We start from the raw sequence: 24,166 nt of genomic DNA, 5'->3' as shown, positions 1-24,166 counted from the left end.
AACCGCGGCCCTTTTGCCTTTGGAGCCGTGATGAAAAGCAAAACCATCCGCCGCTGGTCCTTCATCCACACCTGGACCAGCCTGATCTGCACGGTATTCCTGCTGCTGCTCGCCCTCACTGGCTTGCCGTTGGTGTTTCACCATGAGATCGACCACCTGCTGGGCAACGAGCCTGAATTGGCGCAAATGCCTGCCGACACACCGCAGCTCAACCTGGAGCAACTGGTGGCCAAGGCGCAGGCCCATCGCCCCGGCGAAGCCATGCAGTACCTGGCCTGGGACGAAGATGACAAGAACGGCGTGATCGCGATCATGGCCGCCACCGCCGGCACCGAGCCCAACGCGTCCCACACCTTCATGCTCGACGCGCGCACCGGTGAAGCGGTGGAAACTCCGGCGGCCAACGGCGGGTTGACCCTGTTCCTGCTGCGCCTGCATGTGGACATGTTCGCCGGCCTGCCGGGCAAGTTGCTGCTGGCGTTCATGGGTATTCTGTTTGTGCTGGCGATCATCTCGGGCACGGTGCTGTACCTGCCGTTCATGCGTCGCTTGAAGTTCGCCACCGTGCGCCAGGACAAATCCACGCGCCTGCGCTGGCTCGACCTGCATAACCTGATCGGCGTGGTCACCCTGACCTGGGCCTTGGTGGTGGGCGTGACCGGCGTGATCAGCGCCTGCGCCGACCTGATCATCGCCGCCTGGCGCCAGGACAGCCTCAGCGCCATGATCGAACCCTACAAAAACGCCCCTCCGCTGACCCAGCGCGCACCGGCCACCGAGCTGCTAACGATCGCCGCCAAGGCCGCGCCGGGCATGGAGCCGGACTTCATCGCCTTCCCCGGCACACGCTTTTCCAGTGAGCACCATTACGCCGTGTTCATGAAGGGCAGCACCCACCTCACCTCGCACCTGCTCACACCCGTGCTGATCGACGCCAGCACCCTGGCCGTCACCGCCATCGCCGAACGGCCCTGGTACATGGACGCCATGGGCATGTCCCAGCCGCTGCATTTCGGTGACTACGGCGGCATGCCGATGAAAATCCTCTGGGCGGCGCTGGATGTGCTGACCATCATCGTGCTGGTCAGTGGGATTTACTTGTGGATCGTGCGGCGCAAGGCGGGCAAGGCATGAAGCCGCGTCAGTCGAACTTCTGGAAAGTGTTTGGGATTCCGCTGGGGATCGGCTTGCTCAGCGCGGCCGGGTTGTTTGCGGCGTTGCTGGGGGATGGGCTGTGGGATTCGCTCAGTTGGGTCGGGTTGGGGGTGCCGGCAGTCATTGCGCTATGGAGACTGCTGCACCGCTGAGGCGGGCGCAAGAGATAACTCCATTGCAATAATTAGACATTAATAACAATTTATACACTTTATTTAAACTCGATTAATCTCTGCCCCGTCCACACATCCAGTGTCGTCAGCCTGCGGGGCAACACCCAATGACGTTTCCCATCTATAGCCTTCCCGATCTGCGCGCAGTGCTAAAGCGCAGTGACATGCTGCGCGTGACACGCGACGCCTGTATTCAACATTCCCAAAACAACATCGTCAGTGCCACGCCCGGCGAACTGCTGTTTCAAGCGCCTCCCGGGGATTGCCATGTCAGGCTCGGCTATTTGCGAGGCGGTGAGACCTTCGTGGTCAAACTGGCAATGGGTTTTTATGAGAACCCGTCCAAAGGGCTGCACACCAATAACGGGCTGATGCTGGTCTTCAGCTCACACACCGGCAAGCTTGTCGCCATCCTCAATGACGAGGGCTGGTTGACCAGTTGGCGGACAGCCGCAGCCGGGGCCTTGGCTGCAAAGGCTGGCGCACCCTCACAGGTCACCGCGCTGGGTATTCTCGGTACCGGGCATCAGGCCGAACAACAGGCCCAATGGGCTGCACAGCTCCTCGGGACGCCGCGTGTATTCATCTGGGGGCGGGACCCGAACAAAGCCACCCGCCTGGTTGAGAAGCTGGTGCATCAGGGCTTGACCGCCCAAACGGCCGCAACGGTGGAGGACGTATTCGAACACTGTAATGTCGTGATTACCTGCACACCGTCGACTCAGGCAATCGTTCCGGTGTCCGCTGTAAAACCCGGAACCCATATCGTCGCCATGGGCGCAGACAGCCAGGGAAAACAGGAGCTTGACCCTCAAATACTCGCGTTGGCCCGGGTCGTCATGACCGACGACCACCAGCAATGTGCCGAACGCGGAGAACTCGCCCACGCCCTTCGCGCCGGGTTGATCACCCACACCACCGACATCTCGCTGGGGCACGTGCTGGCCGGCAACCTCCCGGGGCGCACAAGCGCTGACGACGTGACCGTCGCTGACTTGACCGGCCTTGCCGCCCAGGACATTGCGATCGCCAGCCTCGCGCTTGGTCTGATCCAGGCCACGCCGTCTCCCTGATCCTCACCCATATGACACCTGAACCAACAATAACAATAAGGTAGGTATTCACATGAAAAAGCTGATGAGCACGATGACCGCAGCCACCGCCTGGCTGCTCTGCACCGCCGCGGGTGTTGCACAGGCAGAAACACTGCGCATTGCCAGTGAAGGGGCTTACCCACCGTTCAACTACGTGGACTCAACCAACACACTGCATGGCTTCGATATCGACATTGCCAACGCGTTGTGTGAGCGAATGAAGGTGCAGTGCACCTTTGTCACCCAGGACTGGGAGGGCATGATTCCCGGCCTGCTGGCGAAAAAATACGATGCGATCGTTGCCTCGATGAATGTCACCGAGGAGCGCAAAAAGACGGTCGCCTTCACCGATCGTTACTACCGCACACCGCTGTCGATCGCCGTGCCCAAAGACTCGGACATCAGCAACGCCCAGTCCAATTTCAAAGGCCTGACGGTGGGAACCCAGTCGTATTCGACACAAGCTATCTACGCCGAAGAACACTATGCCGCGGCCGGTGCCACCGTGAAGCTCTACCCCTCCCAGGACGAAGCCGCCAGCGACCTTGCAGCCGGGCGCCTGGACGCCGTCATCGCCGACAAATACCCCCTGCTGGCCTGGATAGAAGGCGCGGGCAAAGCGTGCTGCAGATTCCTCGGGGACGTCGACGGTACCAATACCGACGCTGCAATTGTGGTACGCCAGGGCGATGTGGCACTGCGTGAGCGACTGAACAATGCGCTGGACGAAATCGTCACCGATGGCACCTATAAAAAGATTTCCAGCCGTTACTTCGCCTTCGATATCTATTGATCTGCGGGGGCTCGCATGCTCGAACAATTGTCACTGTTATCGTTCGCCAGCGGCGGCTGGGGCTGGGCGCTGCTCGTCGGTGCCTTGGTCACCCTCGCGCTGGCCCTCGCCTGCGTGCCGCTCGGCTTACCCTTGGGCCTCGGAGTGGCCTTGGCGGCACGCTCCAAACGACGCTGGCTGCGTGCGCTAGCCACGGTATTTTCCACGGTGTTCCGTGGGTTGCCCGAGCTATTGACACTGCTGCTCATTTATTACGGCTGCCAAATAGCTGCACAACACGTGCTCGCCGCCGTGGGCTATCAAGGCGAGGTGATGATAAACACCTTTGTCGCGGCCATGATTGCATTCAGCCTGGTGTTTGCCGCGTTTTCCAGCGAGATCTGGTTGAGCGCTTTCAAGACCGTGGACAGGGGTCAATTCGAGGCTGCAGCGGTGTTGGGCCTGTCCACAGCCACGACCTTTCGCACCGTGGTCCTGCCACAACTGACGCGCACTGCCTTGCCAGGTCTGTCGAATAACTGGCTGTCCCTGCTCAAGGACACCTCGCTGGTGTCGACCATCTCCCTGGTCGACCTGATGCGCCAGACCAGCCTGGCGGTCAGCGTGACCAAAGAGCCCATGCTGTTCTACACAGTGGCCTGCTTGGCATATTTGCTTTTTTCGGCGCTGTCCGGCCGCGTGTTCCAGGTTCTGGAGCGACATTTCAGCCGCCATCAGCGGAGTACTCTGTCATGACCTTCGAGCATTGGCTGAGCAGGCTTCTCAACCTGGAACTGCTTGAGCGTTACGCCCCCCGTTTTATCGACGGCCTGCTGGTCACCGCTAAACTCGTGGCGATTTCTTTCAGTCTCGGTGCACTGCTGGGCCTGCTGATTGCGCTGGGCCGTTTGTCGAGCCATCGCTGGCTGCGCGGTTTCACTGGCGTCTACGTGTATGTCTTTCGCGGCTCTCCGCTGCTCGCCCAATTATTCCTGCTGTATTACGGCCTGGGGTCATTCAAACACTTCTGGCAAGACGTCGGCCTCTGGTGGTTCTTCCGGGATGCCTGGCTGTGCACCCTGCTGGCCTTCACCCTGAACACCGCCGCCTATCAAGCCGAGATCATGTGCGGTGCCCTGACCGCTGTCGCACCGGGCCAGCGCGAAGCCGCGCAAACCCTGGGCCTGTCGCGCTGGACCACCTTGAGAAAAGTCATCCTGCCGCAGTCGCTGCTGGTGGCCATAGGGCCGCTGGGTAACGAATTGATCCTGATGATCAAGGCCAGCGCCATTGCCTCACTGGTCACGCTTTATGACCTGATGGGCGTGACCAAATTGGTGTTCTCACGCAGCTTTGATTTCCAGGTCTACCTGTGGGCAGCAGCGCTGTACCTGGCAATCGTCGAACTGGTCAGACGAGCGCTCAAGCACCTTGAGCGGTCACTGAGCAAGCACATCGGGTAATCCGATTTCAACATCCCCACCCTTACGGTCCAGAGGGCAAGCCATGAATTCGTACACCATCGCGCCAGACGCTCTTCACCCTTCAACCAAGGCACCGCCAGAACCCGCGGTGCACATAAGCGGGTTGAACAAGTGGTATGGCAACTTCCAGGTCTTGCACGCCATTGATCTGACCGTCCGCCAGGGTGAGCGCATTGTGCTGTGCGGGCCTTCCGGCTCGGGAAAATCGACCTTGATTCGCTGCATCAGTCGCCTTGAAGTTGCCCAAAGTGGTGTTATTCGAGCCTTGGGAACCGACCTCGGCAAACCTACGCCAGCCAGGCATAAAACGCTGCAAGAGATAGGGATGGTCTTCCAGAACTTCAACCTGTTTCCCCACATGACCGTCCTGCAGAACTGCACATTGGCCCCCATGTCGGTGCGCGGCCTGGCACGCAGGGCCGCCGAAGAACTCGCCCGGCATTACCTTGGCAAGGTCGGTATTGCCAACCAGGCGGACAAGTATCCCAGCCAACTGTCAGGCGGCCAGCAACAGCGGGTGGCGATTGCCCGGGCATTGTGCATGGAGCCGAAAATCATGCTGTTCGACGAACCCACCTCGGCACTCGACCCGGAAATGGTCAACGAAGTGCTGGAGGTCATCGTCACATTGGCCGGCACCGGCATGACGATGCTGTGCGTCACCCACGAAATGGGCTTTGCCCGCCAAGTGGCCGAGCGGGTGCTATTCCTCGACGCAGGACGCATTGTCGAAGACCTGCCCCCTGAGGAGTTTTTTAACGCCCCCAAGAGCGACAGGGCTCAAGCATTCCTGGCGCAGATCCACCACTGAGAGCCGCGCCAACGCACCTGTCAAAGGTATGGACGACTCCGTACAATCACTCCCTCCACCTACCTGTGCTTGGATCGCCATGGCCAGTATCGCCTTCATGAATGCAGCGGCAGACGGCATCGCTGCTTTGCTTTTCCCCGACCTGGAAGCGGTGGTTCACGATGTCCGCAGCGGTTTGATCGTGCACATTGCCAACGGGTTCTCCAAGCGCAAAGTCGGTGATGCATCGCTGATTTGTGATCTTCCGGACCTGGCCCCTGGGCTGGATGTGCTAGGACCGTATGAGAAGGCAGGCCCCAACAATCGCACGCTACGCTCGATTTCTATCGTTGCCCGCTCGGAGAGCGGCGATATCGTTGCGCTCCTGTGTCTGAACTTCGATGTCACGGCGTTATCGCAGGTGCAGAAGCTGTTGAGTGGTTTTGCCGTGGGCCTGCAACCCCAAGCACGCCCCGCCCCTTTGTTCAGCGCTGACTGGCGGGAAACACTCAACGACATCGTCGAAAAGATATCCGTCGAACACTGCGTGCGGCGAAGTGACTTCGGGCGTACCGAAATCATGCTCGTCCTCGCACAAGCGCAAGCCAATGGGCTGCTGGACATACGCAACTTCGTCGATTATTTCGGCGAGTACTTCGAGATCTCCCGAGCGACGGTTTACAACTATTTGAAAGCCATTGCGCGAGAAAGCAATTGAACACAGGCCCCACTGCCCTTACCGAGGAATGCCCATGTCCACACCCAGCATGACCTTGTTCCACAACCCCGCGTCACCCTTCGTGCGTAAGGTTCGCGTGTTGCTGGCTGAAACCGGCCAGCAGGACCGCGTCGCACTGCACGGCTGCATGCCGACCCCGGTCAACCCGGATGCGCAGGTGCTGCAAGGCAACCCCGTGGGCAAGATCCCGGCCCTGCGCCTGGCCGATGGCACGGTATTGCACGACAGCCGGGTGATCCTCGATTACTTCGATCACCAGCACGTCGGCAACCCACTGATTCCCCGCGACGGCTCGGCCCGCTGGCGCCGCCTGACCCTGGCCTCGATGGCCGACGGCATCATGGATGCCGCCGTGTTGGTGCGTTACGAAACCGCCCTGCGCCCAGCGGAAAAGCACTGGGACCAGTGGCTCGATGAGCAGCGCAACAAAATCCGCCGCAGCCTCTCTGAGTTGGAAGCGGATGCGATTGCCGAACTGACCAGCCACTTCGACATCGCCGCGATCAGCGTGGCTTGTGCCTTGGGTTACCTCGACTTCCGTCATCCGGACATGCAATGGCGCCTGGATAACCCGAAGCTTGCCGCCTGGTATGCCGAGGTCAGCCAGCGGGCTTCGATGCAAGAGACCCAACCCCCGACCTAAAACCCACCGCAGTCCAGTGTGGGAGCGGGCTTGCCCGCGAATGCGGTCTATCAGTCACGGATTCATCAACTGACCCACCGCCTTCGCGGGCAAGCCCGCTCCCACAGTGGACGGTGGCGTTGTTGAGGTAGTCGATAATCCGCGCCTTCATTTGCTGATCCTCCCGCAACCCGATCATTGCACCGCCTCCAGGTCAAACTTCAGTGGCTCAACTGCCTTGCGCTTGCCCACGCCATACCAATCCAACTTACGCGTCAGCACCATCACCGTGCCCAGCAGGCCGAACAGCAGCAACGAGCCCATCAGCAACGCGTAATCCTCGGCACTCAACAGCCCGTACAACAAGCCATACAACGCCGCCAACCCCGCCGAAAACCCCAGGCCGTGAGCGACGCTGCGCAGCACATGGCACACATAGAAGCCAATCAACAACACGCAGGCGCTGGCAGAGATGAGATAAGCCAGCGCGAACCCAATGTGCTCGGACAACGACAGCAACAGCAGGTAGAAAAACGCCAGCGCAAACCCCACCAACGCGTACTGCACCGGATGCACTGCCAGGCTCTTGAGTACTTCGAACAGGAAGAAGCCGGCGAAGGTCAGGGCGATGAACAGCAGCGCGTATTTGATCGCACGGTCGCTCTTGAGGTACTGGTCCACCGGATCGATGAAGTTCACGCCGAAGCTGCGGTTGTTGAAGTCTTCACAGCCCTGCTTGTCCAGGCAGGTTTGCAGCGCTTGCTCCAGGTTGGTGGAGAAGAACGAGGTCTGCCAGTTGGCGCTGAAGCCCTTGTCGGTAATCTCGCGTTGTGCCGGCAGGAAATTGCCGATGAAGCTGGGATGTGGCCAGTTGGAAGCGAGTGACACCTGGCTGGTCTTGCCCACCGGCACCACTTGCAGTTGCTCGGTGCCTTGCAGGCGCAGGTCGAAAGCAAAGTTCACGACGTTGGGCTTTTTGCTGTCGTGCTCCGGCAGTGTCACGTGCACGCCTTCGCCCAGCCAGTCCACCTGGGAGCCCGGTTCGAACTCCAACTGCTGGCTGCCTAGCTCCAGTTTCAGCGCGTTTTCGATGCCGCGAATATCGCTGATGCCCACCGCCAGAAACGCCGGCTCAAAACGGTAATCGACAAAGTTTTCGGTAATACCCAACTGCGCAGGCAATTCGAAACGCCCGCTGATGCGGTTGTCGGCATGGAACAGCCGCGCCTGGTAGATACCCCGTGCGCGCAGTTCGGTCTGCACCTTGCCGTCGAGCTCAAATCGGTCCGGCAGGAAATACAGACGACCGCGCTCTTCACGGGTGACTTCGTAGCGTTTGTTGAGCTTTTCATTGAGCTTCCACTCGCGGACGGTCTTGCGATACGGCACTACCATCACCGGGCCGGTGAGGCGCTGGGCGTAGCTGGAGCTGCGGGCGATGTCCATCAATACGCCATCGCGCAGTTGCTGGCGGTCGCTGATAATGCCGTTGATCATCAGCAACGGAATCAACAACAGCAGGATCAGCAGCGCAATCGCGCCAAGTTTGAAAAGCAGGCTGCGGTTCATGGGTCTCTCCCTGTTTTGATGGGGAGAGTCTGGGCAGACCGTGTGGGGGATTTATGTGGGCAATGTGGAGACTGTGTGGAGATGCAGCACCACCTGCACGCCGCCGTCGACATTGCCGATCTGCAACGCACCGCCGTGCAGCTTCATCACTTCCTCGACAAAGTTGAGGCCAAGGCCAGTGCTTTTGCGACCGCTGGCCGGGCGTGGCAGCGAGTAGAAACGCTCGCTCAGGCGTGGCAGGGCGTAGTCGGGAATCGGTGCGGCCTGGTTGAACAGGCTGACGTGCACATCGTCGTGTCGCGTCTGTGCGCTGAACTTCAACAAGCCGCCGGGCGGCGTGAAGTCCAGGGCATTGTCCAGCAAATTGCCCAGGGCCTGACGCAACAAGAACGGTTCGCCGTACACCCTCACATCCGCCGCAATAGTCTGCTCGACCTGCAACCCGGCGCCTTCAATCCGTGCGCATTGGGCCTTGAGTACCTCATCAACCATCGTCGCCAATGGGATACTCGCCTGCTCTTCCAGGCCCTGGCGCTGCTCGACCTGTGCCAGGTTCAGCAGACGCTCGATCAACTGCTGCAGACGCGCGCTTTCGCTGTCGATATTGCCGACGAAACGCTGCTGTTGATCGCGGGTCATATCGCCCTGCAACAACTCTGCCGCGCCGCGAATCGCGGCCAAGGGGCTTTTCAATTCGTGGGTCAGGGTGTGTACGTAATGCTCGACGTAAGCCTTACCTTCCAACTGCGTGCGCATGTGCTCCACAGCGGTGGACAGCTGCTTGAGTTCACCGCCACGGTAATGAGGCAACTCGGCACGCCGCCCCTCACTGACAGCTTCGGCGTAGGCAGTCAGACGGCGCAGTGCGACGCTCAGCCACCATGACAGCAGCGCGCCCAACAGCAGGCCCAGAATCACCAGGCCCGCGCCGTACCACAGCAGGCGGCGTTCGGTGCGATCGACATAAGGCTGCAATGAACTGTTGGGTTTGGCCACAGTGACCACGCCGATGATCTGGCCGTTGTCGCGGATCGGCGCGCCCACATGCATAACTGACGAGGCAGGGTCATCCAGTTCGCTGCGGGTGGAGCGCGCGCCGTACTCGCCACGCAAGGTCAGGTACACGTCGTTCCACTTCGAATAGTCTTGCCCCACCGCTTCGCCCGTGGAGTCGAGCAACACGGTGCCCTTGGCGTCGGTAACATAGATGCGGTGGTTGACCTGGTTCTTCGGCAAGCCCCAGATGGTCGCCCCCGGCTGGCGGTTGCCGTAGGCCTTGAGCAGCTCCGGCCAGTGGCTTTGGCCGAGGGTGCCGTTCTTCACGTCATTACGCACGATCTCGGCCAGCAGGTTGGCGGTGTCCACCAGGGTTTCTTCGGTGGACTGGCGCACGCCGGGGCGGATTTCCTTCATCACGGTGCTGAGCACGAAGTAGCCGGTCAGGCCGATAAACAGCGCATACACCAGGAAAATCCGCAGCCCCAGGCGCATCAGCTGTTGCTCGGGCTGTAACTGTAGCCGAGGCCGCGATGGGTCTGGATCGGCTCGGCATCGGCGGCCACGCTGCGCAACTTGCTGCGCAGGCTTTTGATATGGCTGTCGATATTGCGCTCGTAGCCGGCATCCGCCGCCACGCCCACCGCATCCAACAGTTGCTCGCGGCTGAACACGCGCTCGGGTTGTTCCAGCAGGCTTTGCAGCAGGCGGAACTCGTGTCGTGTGAGGCTCAACGGTTGGCCGCGATAGCTGATCTGCATACGCTCCAGATCAACCTGGAACACCGCGGGCGCAGCACCTGGGCCAATCCGTTTCAGGATCGCCCGGACCCGCGCCGTCACTTCCCGTGGGCTGAAGGGCTTGACCACATAATCGTCGGCGCCGATCTCCAGGCCCACCACGCGGTCGATCTCGCCATCTCGTGCGCTGAGGAACATCACCGGCACTTCACTGAACCGGCGCAGTTGCTTGCAGGTTTCAAAACCCGTGATATCCGGCAGCCCGATGTCGAGGATGATCAGGTCGGCAGGCGTCTGGCGCTGATGCTCCAGCGCCGCCTGGCCGAGGGTCAGCCAAGTGGTGGTGAAGCCCTCGCCTTGCAGGGCGAAAATCAGCGTGTCGGCAATTGCCGCCTCGTCTTCGACAATCAGGATATGCGCCATGGTGGTCCGTCAGCAGTCCGGTTTGTCGGCAGTGTAACGACGGGCCGGGTTCACCGCCGCGCCAAATTCACGCAGGGCCTTGGCGCCGATCAACAGCGGGTAGTTGAAGCTGCTGCGGTCGGTGAGGTTGACCTCAACGGTGCGCTTGACGTCGCCCAGGCACATTTCCAGGTCGATCACCGGGCGCTTGGCCACGGTGGCTTCGTCCTTGTCGTCGTCTTCATCGGCGCGGCTCTTGATCTTGCTGATGCGCGAGACTTTGTGTTCGTAGACTTTGTTGGAGGCATCCTTGCCGCCGAGGCGGAAGCGCACCCAATCGTCGCCGTCACGGGTGAAGGTCTGGATGTCACGGGCCGACAGCGAGGCGGTCAGCGCGCCAGTGTCCATCTTGGCCTTGAAGGTTTCGCCGATCTCCGGCAATTGGATGTATTCGTAGCGACCGTAGAGGGTCGGTTCGGCGGCCATGACCGGCAGGGCAACCAGGGCGAGAGAGGCAAGGAGCAGTTTCACGAAGTGATTTCCTCGGAAAGAAGTAGGCGGATTCTAGACCGCAAAGGCAGCACTTAGTTAGCTCACCCAGCATAACCGGCACATTGTGAAACATTCGTCCGGCGAATTGGGATTTGGCCTCTAGACTCAAGCTGCTTATCATGGCCCGCCCACAGGATTTCAAGAGTTACTTATGCGCCGCCTGCTCACCGGCTGTTTTGTCTCATTGCTACTGCTGCTCAACACCCTGATCCTGATCGGGCCGTTGATGGTGTTTGCCCTGCTCAAGCTGGTGGCTCCCGGCCGCTATCGTGACTACATGTCGTGGGCGGTAATGTGGATCGCCGAGACCTGGGCCGAGATCGACAAGTTGATCTTCGCGCTGTGCATTCCGACCCAATGGGACATTCGCGGCGGCGACGATTTGCGCGGTGACACGTCCTACCTGGTGATCAGCAATCATCAATCCTGGGTAGATATCCCGGCGCTGATCCAGGCCCTCAACCGGCGCACGCCGTTCTTCAAATTCTTCCTGAAAAAAGAGCTGATCTGGGTGCCCTTCCTCGGCCTGGCTTGGTGGGCGCTGGATTACCCGTTCATGAAGCGCTACACCAAGGCCTTCCTGGCCAAGCACCCGGAACTCGCGGGGCAGGATTTGAAGATCACCAAAGAGGCCTGCGAGCTGTTCAAGCGCCAGCCGGTGACGGTGGTCAACTACCTGGAAGGCACGCGCTTCAACGAAACCAAGCGCAAGCAGCAGGATTCGCCCTTCACTCGCTTGCTCAAGCCCAAGGCGGGCGGTGTGGCGTTCGTGCTCGCAGCGATGGGTGAACAGCTGGATGCCGTGCTCGACGTGACCGTGGTCTATCCACAGCAAAAGATTCCGGGGTTCTGGGATTTGATCAGCGGCGCGGTGCCAAAGGTGATCATTGATATCCGCACCCGCGAACTGGATCCGGCGTTGTGGCAAGGGGATTACGAGAATGATCCGGCGTTTCGCCAGACCGTCCAGAACTGGGTCAACCAGCTTTGGACGGAGAAGGACGCGCGCATCGAGCAACTGCGCGCGGAGAAGCTTTAGCTGCCAGTGCCCCAGGCCTGGGCCAACTTGCCCAGCACCGAGCTGCTGGCGCCCTGGCCGCCCAGGTATTGCAGGATCACCGGGGCAAACTGGCCAACCATGCCGCTGTCCATGCCCAAGGCGCTGAAGGCTGTATTCAGGTCGCTGGTGTTCTTCACGTTACCCAGCAAGCCGTCCAGGCCGCTGGTCTTGCTGCCGCCGGTCTGGCCGAGCATCCCGCTCAAGGCGCCGAGGCTGCCCAAGGCGTTGTTGCCCGACAACTGGTCGAGGCCCGGCACGCTGTTGCCCAGTTGTGAATAATCGTTGCCGCTCAGTTTGTTCTTGGCCAGGCCCAGCATGGCGCCCGTGCCACCGACGGCTTGTTCGGGAGTGACATTGAGTTGCGAAGTCAGGGCACTCAGCAGACCGGCGGTCTCGGAGCTGGGCGCCGCTGCAGCCGCCTTGTTGTTACCTTGGGCGCCGGAGACGGCATTAGCCACGTCACCCAAACTGAAACCTGCGGCAAACGCCGGGCCGGCGGCCACGCTCAGCAGGCAGGACAGGGCAAAACCGCGTGAAATCTTCATCAAGACAACCTCTGAAAGTAAGCGCTAAAAGCAGGGGTTTGACTGACAGTCCTGAAGGATTGTTCCCCCTTGTAGATTAGTTCAGAAAACACCGCATCCAAATGGCCTGCGCGTGCGTATATCCACCCTACGCCGCCCGGAGTTGGATGGAGTGAAGGCCCAAGCTGAACTACGCTCTGCCTACCGTGCGCAGTCCCGTCGCCCTCGTTCGAGTGCCTGGAGACACCCTCGACGGCATGCAGCGCCGATCGATCAGCGTGGCTTACTTCCAGGGCCTGTCGTGCTCGGAACTAGCCGAACAGCTGGCGGCGCCGCTGGGCTCGGTCAAATCCTGGATTCGCCGCGGCATGGAACGCCTGCGCAGGTGCCTTGAATCATGAACTACCAGACCACCGCCTGTGCCGTAGTGGTCGCTGTGACGGTGGGTGTGCTTTACCAGCGCGATATAAGTGCGCCGTACAACGTCACGCTGATCAACGCCAGCCAACAACCAGCCCTGCAGATCAAGGCATTCGCCGACCACTTGCAAGTGGAGCCCGTGACCCTGGCGGCGATAGAACCGACGCGCAGCCTGGAACTGTGGGCCCTGCCTGAGGGCGGTAAACCGGTGTCCTTGGGGCTGTTGCCGGAAGATGGCAAAGGCATCATCGGCCTCAACCCGCGCCAGCAAGCCAGTATCAGCGAGCCGGTAGAGTTGTTGGTGAGCTCGGAGACCAAAGGCGGGTCGTTGAGCAAAGAGCCAACTGGCCCGACGATCTACCAGGGTGCCCTTGCGGTACGTTGAAGCCTGAAGTCGTGGCAAGCGCCTGACCAAAACGGCGAGGTGTCGGATCCCTACCTGCGGCTCTCAACCCTCAAGTGACGCCTGAAAAGTGGCGACCGCCATGGTCGCCTGCATCGCTGGTTGCTCGGTCGGTGTGGCGTTTTGGCCCAACCCCACCCAAAGGACATTGCGGAATGCATAGTTAACGCCTCACACCGTCGGCATTGTAGAGAATTGTTACTCCGGACATTACATTTATGGAGAATCAAATGACCATTTCTTCCACAGTGCTCATTGAAACATTTGCTGCCACACTTCACGCACTCAGCAGGGGTCACACACAGACATCCCCCCAGGACTTCCCGGTTGAAAGAGCTTATAGAAAATACATATTCAACCTGGAAAAAGAAGAAAATGAAGATGAACTTGAAGTTGTCATCCACGCCAGAATGGCGATGATATTCGATGATTGCAATCTGCACACCCCACCGGAATCTACTCTAATTAAAGCCCCGATTGGCTACCATTTTCTGGACCGGCCGCGCTACATTACAACCCTCAAGGGTTGCAGCGGTTTGAAAGTAGAAGTATGCAACATCAAACTGAGTAACAATGTTTTTCCTTACTGCAGCGAAACACCCATCGTGATCCATGCCATTAACGACATGCATGTATGGCAGGAAGTAAGACCCAAAAACCTCAGCACCACGATGCCCTCTTCGTAACTTAATAAAGAATAATTGACGGGCAGGAGGTATTAATCCTGATTGACCGCGCCTGCTACTAAAAACAAAGGCGACCCAAGGTCGCCTTTGTTAATCATCGCGATTTCTCAAGCCGCGCTGAACAGCTTGTGCGGGTCAATCACAAACTTCTTCGGCACACCCGCATCGAACTCACCGTAACCACGCGGTGCGTCATCCAGGCTGATCACCTGTACGCCTACGATCTCGGCAATGTTGATACGGTCCCACATAATCGCCTGCATCAACGCGCGGTTGTACTTCATCACCGGGGTCTGGCCGGTGTGGAAGCTGTGGGATTTAGCCCAGCCCAGACCAAAGCGAATGCTCAGGCTGCCCATTTTGGCGGCGGCATCCACTGCACCTGGATCTTCGGTGACGTACAGGCCAGGGATACCGATCTTGCCCGCCACGCGCACCACGCCCATCAGTGAGTTGAGGACGGTGGCCGGCGCTTCGGCTTTCACGCCTTCATGGCCGTGGCCACGGGCTTCGAAACCTACAGCGTCGACGGCACAATCCACTTCCGGCTCGCCCAGCAACGCAGCGATCTGTTCGTGCAGCGGAGTGTCGGTGGACAGGTCGGCCACTTCGAAACCCTGAGCCTTGGCGTGGGCCAGACGGATCGGGTTGACGTCGCCGATGATCACCACTGCGGCGCCCAACAGGCGTGCAGAGGCGGCAGCGGCCAGACCGACCGGACCGGCGCCCGCGATGTAGACGGTGCTGCCTGGGCCAACGCCCGCAGTGACGGCGCCGTGGTAGCCCGTCGGGAGGATGTCGGACAGGCAAGTCAGGTCGCGGATTTTTTCCATGGCCTTGTCGCGGTCCGGCAGTTTCAGCAGGTTGAAGTCGGCATACGGCACCAGCACGTACTCGGCCTGGCCGCCGGTCCAGTCGCCCATGTCGACATAACCATAGGCACCACCGGCACGGGCCGGGTTGACGGTCAGGCATACGCCGGTGTGTTGCTCTTTGCAGGAACGGCAGCGGCCGCAGGCCACGTTGAACGGCACGGAAACCAGGTCGCCGATCTTCAGGTTCTCGACGTCGCTGCCCTTCTCGATCACTTCACCGGTAATTTCATGACCGAGCACCAGGCCGGTCTGGGCAGTGGTGCGGCCGCGCACCATGTGTTGGTCGGAGCCGCAGATGTTGGTGGAGACCACGCGCAGGATGACGCCGTGCTCAATCTTCCTGCCACGGGGGTCCTGCATTTTGGGATAGTCGATTTTCTGTACTTCGACCTTGCCGTTGCCGAGATACACGACACCACGATTACCAGACATGCTTTCACCTCGCTGTTGTTTTTATGGAACTGCGTTGCCCGTTGGGTGGGCAGCGCGTTTAAGTGCTCGGGTACAGATGCTGTTTTTGCGTTGTTTGTAAGGGCCTCATCGCGGGCAAGCCCGGCTCCCACATTTTGATCTGTGAACACATTCAAAAATGTGGGAGCTGGCTTGCCTGCGATAGCGATCTAAAGAACGACCGTGCGATTGGCGTTCAAAAACACCCGCCGCTCAATGTGATACCCCACCGCCCGGGCCAATGTCAGCCCTTCAATATCTCGCCCCTTGGCAATCAAATCCTCGGGATAGTGACTGTGATCCACCACCTCCACGCCCTGGGCAATGATCGGGCCTTCGTCCAGATCGTTGTTGATGTAATGCGCCGTGGCCCCCACCAACTTCACGCCCTTGTTGTACGCCTGGTGATACGGCTTGGCGCCCTTGAACCCCGGCAACAACGAGTGGTGAATGTTGATGGCCTTGCCATCCAACTTGCGGCACAGCTCCGGCGACAGCACTTGCATGTAGCGCGCAAGGATCACCAATTCCGCGCCGGTGTCTTCCACCACCTGCCACACCTGCCGCTCCTGGGACGGCTTGTCATTGGGGTCGAGGGGGAAATGGTAGTAGGGAATCTGGTGCCAGTCGGCCAAAGGCTTGAGATCGGGGTGGTTGGACACCACCGCGACCACGTCCATCGACAACTGGCCGATGCGCTGGCGATACAGCAGATCGTTCAGGCAGTGATCGGCCTTGGAGACCATGATCACCACTTTTGGCCGATAGTTCGGCGCCGTCAGTTCGAAGATCATGCCGAACGCTTCCCCGCGCGCGGCCAGGCCATCGCGGAAACCTTGTTCGTCAAAACCGTCGGGCTGGCGGAACTCCACGCGAATAAAGAACCGGCCCGAAAGCCGGTCATCGAACGAGTGGTGCTCGGTAACGTAGCAACCCTGCTCGAACAGATAGCGGGTGACCGCGTCCACCGTGCCGAGCACGCTGGGGCAGTCGGCGGTCAAAATCCATGTATCAGGTGCGCGGCTCATGGGGTATTCCTCAGGCTTGGACGCTCAGGCCGAATTCGGCGGATGCATCCTGTAACCACAACCACCAGTAATCCGAGAAGCTGCGGCGAATCAGCAGTTCCCAAGTGTCTTCAGCCGTGTGACGGATCACCAGCTGCGACTTGGCGAACACCGTGCCCACCGCCTTGCCCACCGGGAAGTTGTTGGGGTGCACGTCGTAGCTGGTGGACTTCATCAGCACATCGCGCACATTCGGGCCGCTGAGTTCGAGGATCTGCTGGCCGCCGCTGACGTTGACGACCTGGATGTGCAACTCACCCAACGCGGCACGCAGGTTTTGCTCGGCCGCGAATTCTTCACCGCTTGGCACGATCAGCAACCACTCATCCGGGCCGAGCCACTGCAGGCTGGTTTCACCCTTGACGATCACTTGCAAGGCGCCGGGCAATTCGATGCCCAGGGCCTTGTGCACGCCGGCAGCGAAGGCTGCGTCATGGCCGTCGCCACGAATGGTCAGGTGACCCAGGAGTTTCTTTTCACGCACGGTCACGCCGGCGTTCTTGCGACCCTTGCCAACCAGGCTGGCGAGGTCGGCATGGTGCAGCGACGACTCGGCCTTGGCCCCAGTGGTTGGGCGTTGTTGGTAAACATTGGCTGCTGTCATAAAGCACCTGTTCTGAATGCTGTGGTGTCTGTTCTGGCCTCATCGGGGCAAGCCCCTCCCACATTTTTGAATTGTGAATAGATTCAAATGTGGGAGCTGGCTTGCCTGCGATGCAGGCGACTCGATCTATCAGATGTTCTGGCGATCGCCTTTGGGGTCGAAGAACACCGAGGACACAATCTCCGCCTCGATCACGCTGCCATCCGCTTGCGGTGAGAACACCCGCTCGCCGATGCGCTTCAAGCCGCCCTTCACCACCGCCATCGCAAACGAATAACCCAGGGAGTTATGCGCATAGCTCGATGTCACGTGGCCGACCATCTTCATCGGGATCGACTGCTTCGGATCAAACACCAACTGCGCGCCTTCCGGCAGCCAAACGGTCGGGTCGATCGGCTTCAAGCCCACCAGTTGCTTACGCTCTTCGCGCACGCAGTCTTCACGGTTCATGCCGCGCCAGCCGATCCACGAGAACGGTTTGGTGCGACCAACGCACCAGCCCATGTTCAGGTCGTCCGGGGTCATCGAGCCGTCAGTGTCCTGGCCGACGATGATGAAGCCCTTCTCCGCCCGCAGCACGTGCATGGTTTCGGTGCCGTACGGGGTCAGGTTGTACTTCTTGCCGGCGTCGACGATTTTTTCCAGTACGCCCATGGCGTAGTCGGCCTGCACGTTGACTTCGTACGACAGCTCACCGGTAAACGAGATCCGGAACACACGGGCCGGTACGCCGCCGACCAAACCTTCCTTCCAGGTCATGAACGGGAAGCCGTCCTTGTCCAGGTCGATGTCGGTGACTTCCGCCAGCAGCTTGCGGCTGTTGGGGCCGGACAGGGTCATGGTCGCCCAGTGGTCCGTGACCGAGGTGAAGTACACCTTGAGGTCTGGCCATTCGGTCTGCTGGTAGATTTCCAGCCACTGGAGTACGCGGGCGGCGCCGCCGGTGGTGGTGGTCATCAGGAAGTGGTTGTCGGCGAGACAGGCTGTGACGCCGTCGTCGAAGACCATACCGTCTTCCTTGCACATCAGGCCGTAGCGCGCCTTGCCCACGTCGAGCTTGGTCCAGGCGTTGGAGTAGATGCGGTTGAGGAATTCGCGCGCGTCCGGGCCCTGGATGTCGATCTTGCCGAGGGTCGACGCATCCAGCAGGCCAACGCTGTCGCGCACGGCCAGGCATTCGCGTTTCACCGCCGCATGCAGGTCTTCACCGTTGCGTGGGAAGTACCACGGACGTTTCCACTGGCCGACGTCTTCAAACTCGGCGCCGTTCTTCACATGCCAGGCTTGCAGCGCGGTGTAGCGAACCGGTTCGAAGATGTGCCCGCAGTGACGGCCCGCCACTGCGCCGAAGGTCACCGGCGTGTAGTTCGGGCGGAACATGGTGGTGCCCATCTGTGGGATGGTCACGTTCAGCGAACGAGCGGCAATCGCCAGGCCGTTGACGTTGCCCAACTTGCCCTGGTCGGTGCCGAAACCCAACGCGGTGTAGCGTTTGACGTGCTCCACCGACTCGAACCCTTCACGGGTCGCCAGTTCGATGGCGGCAGCGGTCACGTCGTTCTGCAGGTCGACGAATTGCTTCGGCGCCCGTGCGGTTGGCTTGTCGTGCGGCACTTGGTAGATCGCCAGCGTCGGCTCTTCCAGGCGGCTCAGGGCTTTCGGCAAGGTGCCTTCCACTGGCGCAAAACCGGCTTCGCTGGCTGCGCGCACGCCCCCTTCAAAACCGTCTGCCAGGGAATCGCCAAGGCCGTAGACACCGTTGATACCACCTACGCACACGCGTTTCTGCGGCGCTTCGCCCGGTACAAAACCGAGGATGTCTTCACGCCAGGTCGGCTTGCCGCCCAGGTGCGAAGCCAGGTGGACCACCGGGCTGTAGCCGCCAGAGCTAGCGACCAGATCGCAATCCAGCCATTCGCCTGGGCTGGTGACTTTATGCGCTTTCACATCAATCGCAGCGACGCGGGCAGCAGTGACGTGCTTGCTGCCACGAGCCTCGATCACAGCGCTGCCGGTGAGGATCCGAATACCTTTGGCGCGGGCTTCTTCAACCAGTGCGCCGCGTGGGTTGTGGCGCACATCAGCCACGGCCACCACTTGCAGACCGGCGTCGAGCCAGTCCAGCGCAACGCGGTAGGCGTGATCGTTGTTGGTCGACAGCACCAGTTTCTTGCCCGGCGCCACGCCATAGCGACGCACGTAAGTAGAAACCGCACCGGCCAGCATGTTGCCCGGCACGTCGTTGTTGCCGTACACCAGCGGGCGCTCACACGCACCGGTCGCCAGCACCACACGCTTGGCGCGCACACGGTGGATGCGTTGGCGCACCACACCAATCGGCGCACGGTCACCGAGGTGGTCGGTGAGGCGTTCGTGAATGGTCAGGAAGTTATGGTCGTGGTAGCCGTTGACGGTAGCGCGGGGCAGCAGCACCACGTCCGGTAGGGCTTTCAATTCAGCAATGACGCTGGCGACCCATTCAGCGGCTGGCTTGCCGTCGAGGCTTTCGCGCGAGTCCAGCAGCGAACCACCGAACTCTTCCTGCTCATCGGCGATGATCACACGGGCACCGCTGCGTGCGGCGGCCAATGCTGCGGCCAAACCCGCAGGGCCCGCGCCGACGATCAGCACATCGCAATGACGGTTGAAGTTGTCGTAGGTGTCCGGATCGTTCTCGGTCGGCGAGCGGCCAAGGCCGGCAGCCTTACGGATGTACTTCTCGTATGTCATCCAGAACGATTGCGGGTACATGAAGGTTTTGTAGTAGAAACCCGGTGGCATCAGCTTGCCGCCGACCTTGCCAAGAATGCCCATCACGTCAGTGTTGACGTTAGGCCAGCCGTTGGTACTGGTGGCGACCAGGCCTTGGTACAGCGCCTGTTGCGTGGCGCGCACGTTGGGAATCTGGGTAGCTTCGGTGGCGCCGATCTGCAGCACCGCGTTCGGCTCTTCGGCGCCCGCAGCGAAGATGCCGCGAGGGCGCGAGTACTTGAAGCTGCGGCCGATGATGTCGACGCCGTTGGCCAGCAGGGCTGCGGCCAGTGTGTCGCCCTCAAAACCTTTGTAGCTCTGGCCGTTGAAGGTAAACGTCAGGACTTTATTACGGTCGATCCGGCCACCGTTGGACAGGCGATTGGTCTGGCTCATACCTTCTCTCCAGAGGCCTTGGCGGTGAATTGTGGCTTCTCACCGATCTTGTAGGTTTCAAGAATTTCGTAGGTCAGGGTGTCGCGGGTCGCGTTGAAGTATTGGCGGCAACCGGCGGCGTGAATCCACAGTTCGTGGTGCAGGCCACGGGGGTTGTCGCGGAAGAACATGTAGTCGCCCCACTCTTCATCGGTGCAGGCATTCGGGTCCAGCGGGCGCGGGATGTGCGCTTGGCCGGACGCGTGGAATTCCTCTTCGGAGCGCAGTTCGCCACAGTGAGGACAGAAGATATGCAACATAGGGAATTTCTCCTGTTAGTGGGCGACGGCCGCAGCGCCGTGTTCGTCGATCAACGCACCGTTGTGGAAACGGTCGATGGAAAAAGGTGCGGCCAACGGGTGCATTTCACCCTTGGCGAGGCTGGCGGCAAACACGTTGCCTGAGCCCGGCGTGGCCTTGAAGCCACCGGTGCCCCAACCGCAGTTGAAAAACATGTTCGGCACTGGGGTCTTGGAAATGATCGGGCAGGCATCCGGCGTGGTGTCGACGATGCCGCCCCACTGGCGGTTCATGCGTACGCGCGACAGCACCGGGAACATCTCGACGATGGCCTGGATGGTGTGTTCGATCACCGGGTACGAGCCGCGCTGGCCGTAGCCGTTGTAGCCGTCGATACCGGCGCCGATCACCAGGTCGCCCTTGTCGGACTGGCTGATGTAACCGTGTACGGCGTTGGACATGATCACACTGTCGATAATTGGCTTGATCGGCTCCGACACCAACGCTTGCAGCGGGTGGGACTCAATCGGCAGGCGGAAGCCCGCCAACGACGCCATGTGCCCGGAGTTACCGGCAGTGACCACACCGACGCGCTTGGCGCCGATAAAGCCCTTGTTGGTTTCCACGCCGATGCACACGCCGTTTTCCTTGCGGAAGCCGATCACTTCGGTCTGCTGGATCAAATCCACGCCGAGGGCGTCAGCCGCACGGGCAAAGCCCCAGGCCACCGCATCGTGACGCGCCACGCCGCCACGACGTTGCACGGTGGCGCCGAGGACCGGGTAGCGGGTGTTCTTGGAGCAATCGAGGTACGGGATCTCGTCGGCCACTTGCTTGGCGTTGAGCAGTTCGCCGTCCACGCCATTGAGGCGGTTGGCGCTGACGCGGCGCTCGGAATCACGGATGTCTTGCAGGGTATGGCACAGGTTGTAGACGCCACGCTGGGAGAACATCACGTTGTAGTTCAGGTCCTGGGACAGGCCTTCCCACAGTTTCATCGCGTGTTCGTACAGGTGGGCCGACTCATCCCACAGGTAGTTGGAACGCACGATGGTGGTGTTGCGCGCGGTGTTACCGCCGCCCAGCCAGCCTTTCTCGACCACGGCCACATTGGTGATGCCGTGCTCCTTGGCCAGGTAGTAGGCGGTCGCCAGACCATGCCCGCCGCCGCCGACGATGACCACGTCGTAGACCTTTTTAGGGGTCGGCGTGCGCCACATTTTCTGCCAGTTTTCGTGGTGGCTGAGTGAGTGCTTGAAGAGGCCGAAGCCCGAGTAGCGTTGCATAGTCATTACTCCAAAACCGCGCTCAGCGATAAACCGGGAAATCAGCGCACAGGGCAGACACGTGCTTGGCCACGTTGGCCTCGACATCGGCATCGCCGAGGTTGTCGAGGATGTCGCAGATCCAGCCAGCCAGCTCGATGCATTGCGGCACCTTGAAACCACGCGTGGTCACCGCCGGGGTGCCGATGCGCAGGCCCGAGGTCACGAATGGCGACTGCGGGTCATTCGGCACGGCGTTCTTGTTGACGGTGATGTGGGCGCGGCCCAGGGCGGCATCCGCCTCTTTGCCGGTGAGGCCCTGACGGATCAGGCTGACCAGGAACAGGTGGTTGTCGGTGCCGCCGGACACTACATCGTAGCCGCGTTTGATAAACACGCTGGCCATGGCCTGGGCGTTGTCGATCACTTGTTGCTGGTAGACCTTGAAGCCTGGCTCCTGGGCTTCCTTGAAGCACACGGCCTTGCCGGCGATGACGTGCATCAGCGGGCCGCCCTGGGCGCCTGGGAATACCGCAGCGTTGAGTTTCTTTTCGATTTCTTCGTTGGACTTGGCCAGGATCAGACCGCCCCGTGGACCGCGCAGGGTCTTGTGGGTGGTCGTGGTGACCACGTCGGCATACGGCAGCGGGTTCGGGTACAGGCCGGCGGCAACCAGGCCGGCGACGTGGGCCATGTCGACAAACAGCAGTGCGCCCACCTTGTCGGCGATCTGACGGAAACGTGGGAAATCCAGAGTCTTGGAGTAGGCAGAGAAACCGGCTACGACCATTTTCGGCTTGTGCTCGACGGCCAGGCGCTCGACTTCGTCGTAGTCGATCAGGCCGGTGTCGGTGTTTATGCCGTACTGCACCGCGTTGTACAGCTTGCCCGAGGACGACACTTTGGCGCCGTGGGTCAGGTGGCCGCCGTGGGCCAGGCTCATGCCGAGGATGGTGTCACCGGCGTTCAACAGGGCCAGGTACACCGCGCTGTTGGCGGAAGAACCGGAGTGCGGCTGCACGTTGGCGTAATCGGCGCCGAACAATTGCTTGGCGCGCTCGATGGCCAGGGCTTCAACCTTGTCCACGTGCTCGCAGCCACCGTAGTAGCGCTTGCCTGGGTAGCCTTCGGCGTATTTGTTGGTGAGGCCGCTGCCTTGAGCTTCCATCACGCGTTTGCTGGTGTAGTTCTCTGACGCGATCAGCTCGATATGATCTTCCTGACGCTGCTCCTCGGCATTCATCGCCGCCAGCAGTGCGTCGTCATATCCCTGAATCTGGTCTTGTTTGCTGAACATCGCGTCTCTCCCAGCCTTTCGTATTGTTGAGGCCCGTGCAGGGCCCTTTGATGCGATGGTAGGGCTGGCGTCAGCAGGTCAAATGCCTACGCACGCCACGCAAAGGTGCGTTTACGACATTGCTCAAACAACGCCGAACAAATGTGGGAGGGGGCTTGCCCCCGATAGCGGAGTGTCAGCCACTGCATCTGCAAGCTGACCCATCGCTATCGGGGGCAAGCCCCCTCCCACAAGGGTTTATACGATGGTCTGGCGGACGAGTAGCAGCAGCAGGAAATGCAGGGGATAGAGGGTGTAGGCCCAGCGGCGCATAGCGGGTGGCGAGATGTTTTGCCCATGTCGCAGCACGGCCAATCCAGCCAATGGCGCGATCAGGCACATGACCAAACCGAGCATGGCAATCAGGCTGCCGCTATTGAGCAATATCTGCCATTGGTTGGCGGCGACACAAACCAAACCCGGCAATACGCTGAAATACCAGGGACGACGGAACACCAACAGCATCGCCAGTGGCAATAACACACCGAAAAAACCAAACATCAGCTGCGTGGAAAACACCGCCGCAATCGTGGCCGCGATCAGCGCCAATCCGCGATCAAAAAGCGCTTTCTGCTGCCATCCTCGGGCAATAAGCAAGCCCAACGCCAACGTCGGCAATACGTTCAATGTATCGGCATCATCGATAAATAGTCGGTACGGCGCTTCGCTGATCACGCTAAACAGCAACAGCCAGCCCAAGTACCGCCACTGGCCCGTGACAGGTGAGTTTCTCGCCCGATGCAAGTTGGCCGCAATCGCCAGGCAAAACCACGGGAACGCCAGGCGCCCCGGCACATACAGGCCGTCCAGGCTCAAACCGACATAGCGCAAGTGGTCCAACACCATACTCAACAGCGCCAGCCACTTGAGCAGATCCAAAGCGCCATCACGGACGCGTCCGACAGGAATCGTTTCAGTACCGTGCATAATTCCCCAGTGACTTTGCATTTACAGTACGTGCG

The 24,166-nt window shown here is 60.4% G+C and carries 25 protein-coding genes and 1 pseudogene; 13 read left to right on the top strand and 13 right to left on the bottom strand.

The genetic code is table 11. The features are described 5' to 3' along the window. Positions 1-30: 30 nt before the first annotated feature. From EJ576_RS03145 to EJ576_RS03110, 9 genes are all read left to right on the top strand, one after another. On the top strand, positions 31-1,134 hold the full coding sequence (locus EJ576_RS03145) for a PepSY domain-containing protein (RefSeq protein ID WP_123475030.1): 1,104 nt from the start codon (positions 31-33) through the stop codon (positions 1,132-1,134). Then, positions 1,131-1,307, top strand: a complete 177-nt coding sequence (locus EJ576_RS29735; protein WP_148106697.1) for a DUF4175 domain-containing protein — start codon at positions 1,131-1,133, stop codon at positions 1,305-1,307. Before EJ576_RS03145 ends, EJ576_RS29735 begins: the two co-directional genes overlap by 4 nt. Before the next feature lie 128 nt (positions 1,308-1,435). Further along, positions 1,436-2,401, top strand: coding sequence for an ornithine cyclodeaminase (locus EJ576_RS03140; protein WP_122729493.1), 966 nt, complete (start codon positions 1,436-1,438; stop codon positions 2,399-2,401). Between the two features lie 52 nt (positions 2,402-2,453). Then, entirely contained in the window at positions 2,454-3,215 is a 762-nt protein-coding gene (locus EJ576_RS03135; protein WP_178083518.1) for a transporter substrate-binding domain-containing protein, read from the top strand. Positions 3,216-3,230: 15 nt separating this feature from the next. Then, positions 3,231-3,950 (top strand): ABC transporter permease, encoded by a 720-nt coding sequence (locus EJ576_RS03130; protein WP_126569545.1) that lies wholly within the window; start codon positions 3,231-3,233, stop codon positions 3,948-3,950. Further along, entirely contained in the window at positions 3,947-4,657 is a 711-nt protein-coding gene (locus EJ576_RS03125) for an ABC transporter permease (protein WP_126569544.1), read from the top strand. Before EJ576_RS03130 ends, EJ576_RS03125 begins: the two co-directional genes overlap by 4 nt. 43 nt (positions 4,658-4,700) lie before the next feature. Then, a complete protein-coding gene (locus tag EJ576_RS03120; RefSeq protein ID WP_126569543.1) occupies positions 4,701-5,489 on the top strand; it encodes an amino acid ABC transporter ATP-binding protein in 789 nt (262 codons plus the stop codon). Between the two features lie 79 nt (positions 5,490-5,568). Further along, positions 5,569-6,186, top strand: coding sequence for a transcriptional regulator (locus EJ576_RS03115; protein ID WP_123475026.1), 618 nt, complete (start codon positions 5,569-5,571; stop codon positions 6,184-6,186). Between the two features lie 34 nt (positions 6,187-6,220). Continuing rightward, positions 6,221-6,850 (top strand): glutathione S-transferase, encoded by a 630-nt coding sequence (locus tag EJ576_RS03110; protein WP_123475024.1) that lies wholly within the window; start codon positions 6,221-6,223, stop codon positions 6,848-6,850. Positions 6,851-7,024: 174 nt separating this feature from the next. Here EJ576_RS03110 and creD read toward each other — a convergent pair whose 3' ends face one another. From creD to EJ576_RS03090, 4 genes are read right to left on the bottom strand one after another with little or no spacing between them, the layout of a single operon-like run. Further along, a complete protein-coding gene (gene creD, locus EJ576_RS03105; protein ID WP_122729506.1) occupies positions 7,025-8,398 on the bottom strand; it encodes a cell envelope integrity protein CreD in 1,374 nt (457 codons plus the stop codon). 51 nt (positions 8,399-8,449) lie between these two features. Further along, positions 8,450-9,889 (bottom strand): two-component system sensor histidine kinase CreC, encoded by a 1,440-nt coding sequence (gene creC / locus EJ576_RS03100; protein ID WP_122729508.1) that lies wholly within the window; start codon positions 9,887-9,889, stop codon positions 8,450-8,452. Next, a complete protein-coding gene (gene creB / locus EJ576_RS03095) occupies positions 9,889-10,557 on the bottom strand; it encodes a two-component system response regulator CreB (RefSeq protein WP_028618212.1) in 669 nt (222 codons plus the stop codon). The genes creC and creB overlap by 1 nt, the downstream gene beginning before the upstream one ends. Positions 10,558-10,566: 9 nt before the next feature. Then, positions 10,567-11,067 carry an ATP-dependent zinc protease gene (locus EJ576_RS03090; RefSeq protein WP_068936265.1) on the bottom strand — a complete coding sequence of 167 codons (501 nt, stop codon included), beginning with the start codon at positions 11,065-11,067 and terminating at the stop codon, positions 10,567-10,569. A gap of 172 nt (positions 11,068-11,239) precedes the next feature. Between EJ576_RS03090 and EJ576_RS03085 the strand changes: the two genes are divergently transcribed. Continuing rightward, positions 11,240-12,127 (top strand): acyltransferase, encoded by an 888-nt coding sequence (locus tag EJ576_RS03085; protein ID WP_126569542.1) that lies wholly within the window; start codon positions 11,240-11,242, stop codon positions 12,125-12,127. Here EJ576_RS03085 and EJ576_RS03080 read toward each other — a convergent pair. Then, a complete protein-coding gene (locus EJ576_RS03080) occupies positions 12,124-12,693 on the bottom strand; it encodes a DUF2780 domain-containing protein (protein ID WP_126569541.1) in 570 nt (189 codons plus the stop codon). The genes EJ576_RS03085 and EJ576_RS03080 overlap by 4 nt on opposite strands. A 221-nt stretch (positions 12,694-12,914) precedes the next feature. On the opposite strand from EJ576_RS03080, the pseudogene EJ576_RS03075 reads away from it, so the two are divergent. The 3 genes and pseudogenes from EJ576_RS03075 to EJ576_RS03065 form a co-directional block, all read left to right on the top strand. Beyond that, positions 12,915-13,073, top strand: a pseudogene (locus EJ576_RS03075) (sigma factor-like helix-turn-helix DNA-binding protein); the annotation flags it as partial. After that, on the top strand, positions 13,070-13,477 hold the full coding sequence (locus EJ576_RS03070) for an anti-sigma factor domain-containing protein (protein ID WP_126569540.1): 408 nt from the start codon (positions 13,070-13,072) through the stop codon (positions 13,475-13,477). The pseudogene EJ576_RS03075 and the gene EJ576_RS03070, both read left to right, overlap by 4 nt. Positions 13,478-13,725: 248 nt before the next feature. Next, positions 13,726-14,181 carry a hypothetical protein gene (locus EJ576_RS03065; RefSeq protein WP_126569539.1) on the top strand — a complete coding sequence of 152 codons (456 nt, stop codon included), beginning with the start codon at positions 13,726-13,728 and terminating at the stop codon, positions 14,179-14,181. Positions 14,182-14,288: 107 nt separating this feature from the next. On the opposite strand, the gene fdhA is transcribed toward EJ576_RS03065, so the two are convergent. From fdhA to EJ576_RS03025, 8 genes are all read right to left on the bottom strand, one after another. Next, a complete protein-coding gene (gene fdhA, locus EJ576_RS03060; RefSeq protein ID WP_016977809.1) occupies positions 14,289-15,488 on the bottom strand; it encodes a formaldehyde dehydrogenase, glutathione-independent in 1,200 nt (399 codons plus the stop codon). A gap of 188 nt (positions 15,489-15,676) precedes the next feature. Further along, complete coding sequence (gene purU, locus EJ576_RS03055) at positions 15,677-16,534, bottom strand: formyltetrahydrofolate deformylase (RefSeq protein ID WP_126569538.1); 858 nt, start codon at positions 16,532-16,534, stop codon at positions 15,677-15,679. A gap of 10 nt (positions 16,535-16,544) precedes the next feature. Further along, the gene (locus EJ576_RS03050) at positions 16,545-17,177 is read right to left on the bottom strand and encodes a sarcosine oxidase subunit gamma (protein WP_028618218.1); all 633 of its coding nucleotides are present in this window, start codon (positions 17,175-17,177) and stop codon (positions 16,545-16,547) included. A 129-nt stretch (positions 17,178-17,306) separates the two neighbouring features. Then, positions 17,307-20,324, bottom strand: a complete 3,018-nt coding sequence (locus EJ576_RS03045; RefSeq protein ID WP_123475016.1) for a sarcosine oxidase subunit alpha — start codon at positions 20,322-20,324, stop codon at positions 17,307-17,309. After that, positions 20,321-20,623 carry a sarcosine oxidase subunit delta gene (locus EJ576_RS03040; RefSeq protein ID WP_010207083.1) on the bottom strand — a complete coding sequence of 101 codons (303 nt, stop codon included), beginning with the start codon at positions 20,621-20,623 and terminating at the stop codon, positions 20,321-20,323. Before EJ576_RS03040 ends, EJ576_RS03045 begins: the two co-directional genes overlap by 4 nt. A gap of 15 nt (positions 20,624-20,638) precedes the next feature. After that, positions 20,639-21,889, bottom strand: a complete 1,251-nt coding sequence (locus EJ576_RS03035; protein WP_010207084.1) for a sarcosine oxidase subunit beta — start codon at positions 21,887-21,889, stop codon at positions 20,639-20,641. 22 nt (positions 21,890-21,911) lie between these two features. Then, positions 21,912-23,165 carry a serine hydroxymethyltransferase gene (glyA, locus tag EJ576_RS03030; RefSeq protein ID WP_122729518.1) on the bottom strand — a complete coding sequence of 418 codons (1,254 nt, stop codon included), beginning with the start codon at positions 23,163-23,165 and terminating at the stop codon, positions 21,912-21,914. A 237-nt stretch (positions 23,166-23,402) separates the two neighbouring features. After that, positions 23,403-24,131, bottom strand: coding sequence for a TraX family protein (locus EJ576_RS03025; RefSeq protein WP_123475012.1), 729 nt, complete (start codon positions 24,129-24,131; stop codon positions 23,403-23,405). Positions 24,132-24,166: the final 35 nt, after the last annotated feature.

Origin of the sequence: Pseudomonas sp. C 49-2 (assembly GCF_003970195.1) — a bacterium.
GTDB classification, from domain to species: Bacteria; Pseudomonadota; Gammaproteobacteria; order Pseudomonadales; family Pseudomonadaceae; genus Aquipseudomonas; species Aquipseudomonas canadensis.
The sequence above is the reverse complement of the archived record's forward strand: the minus strand, read 5'-3'. Positions and strand labels throughout refer to the sequence as shown.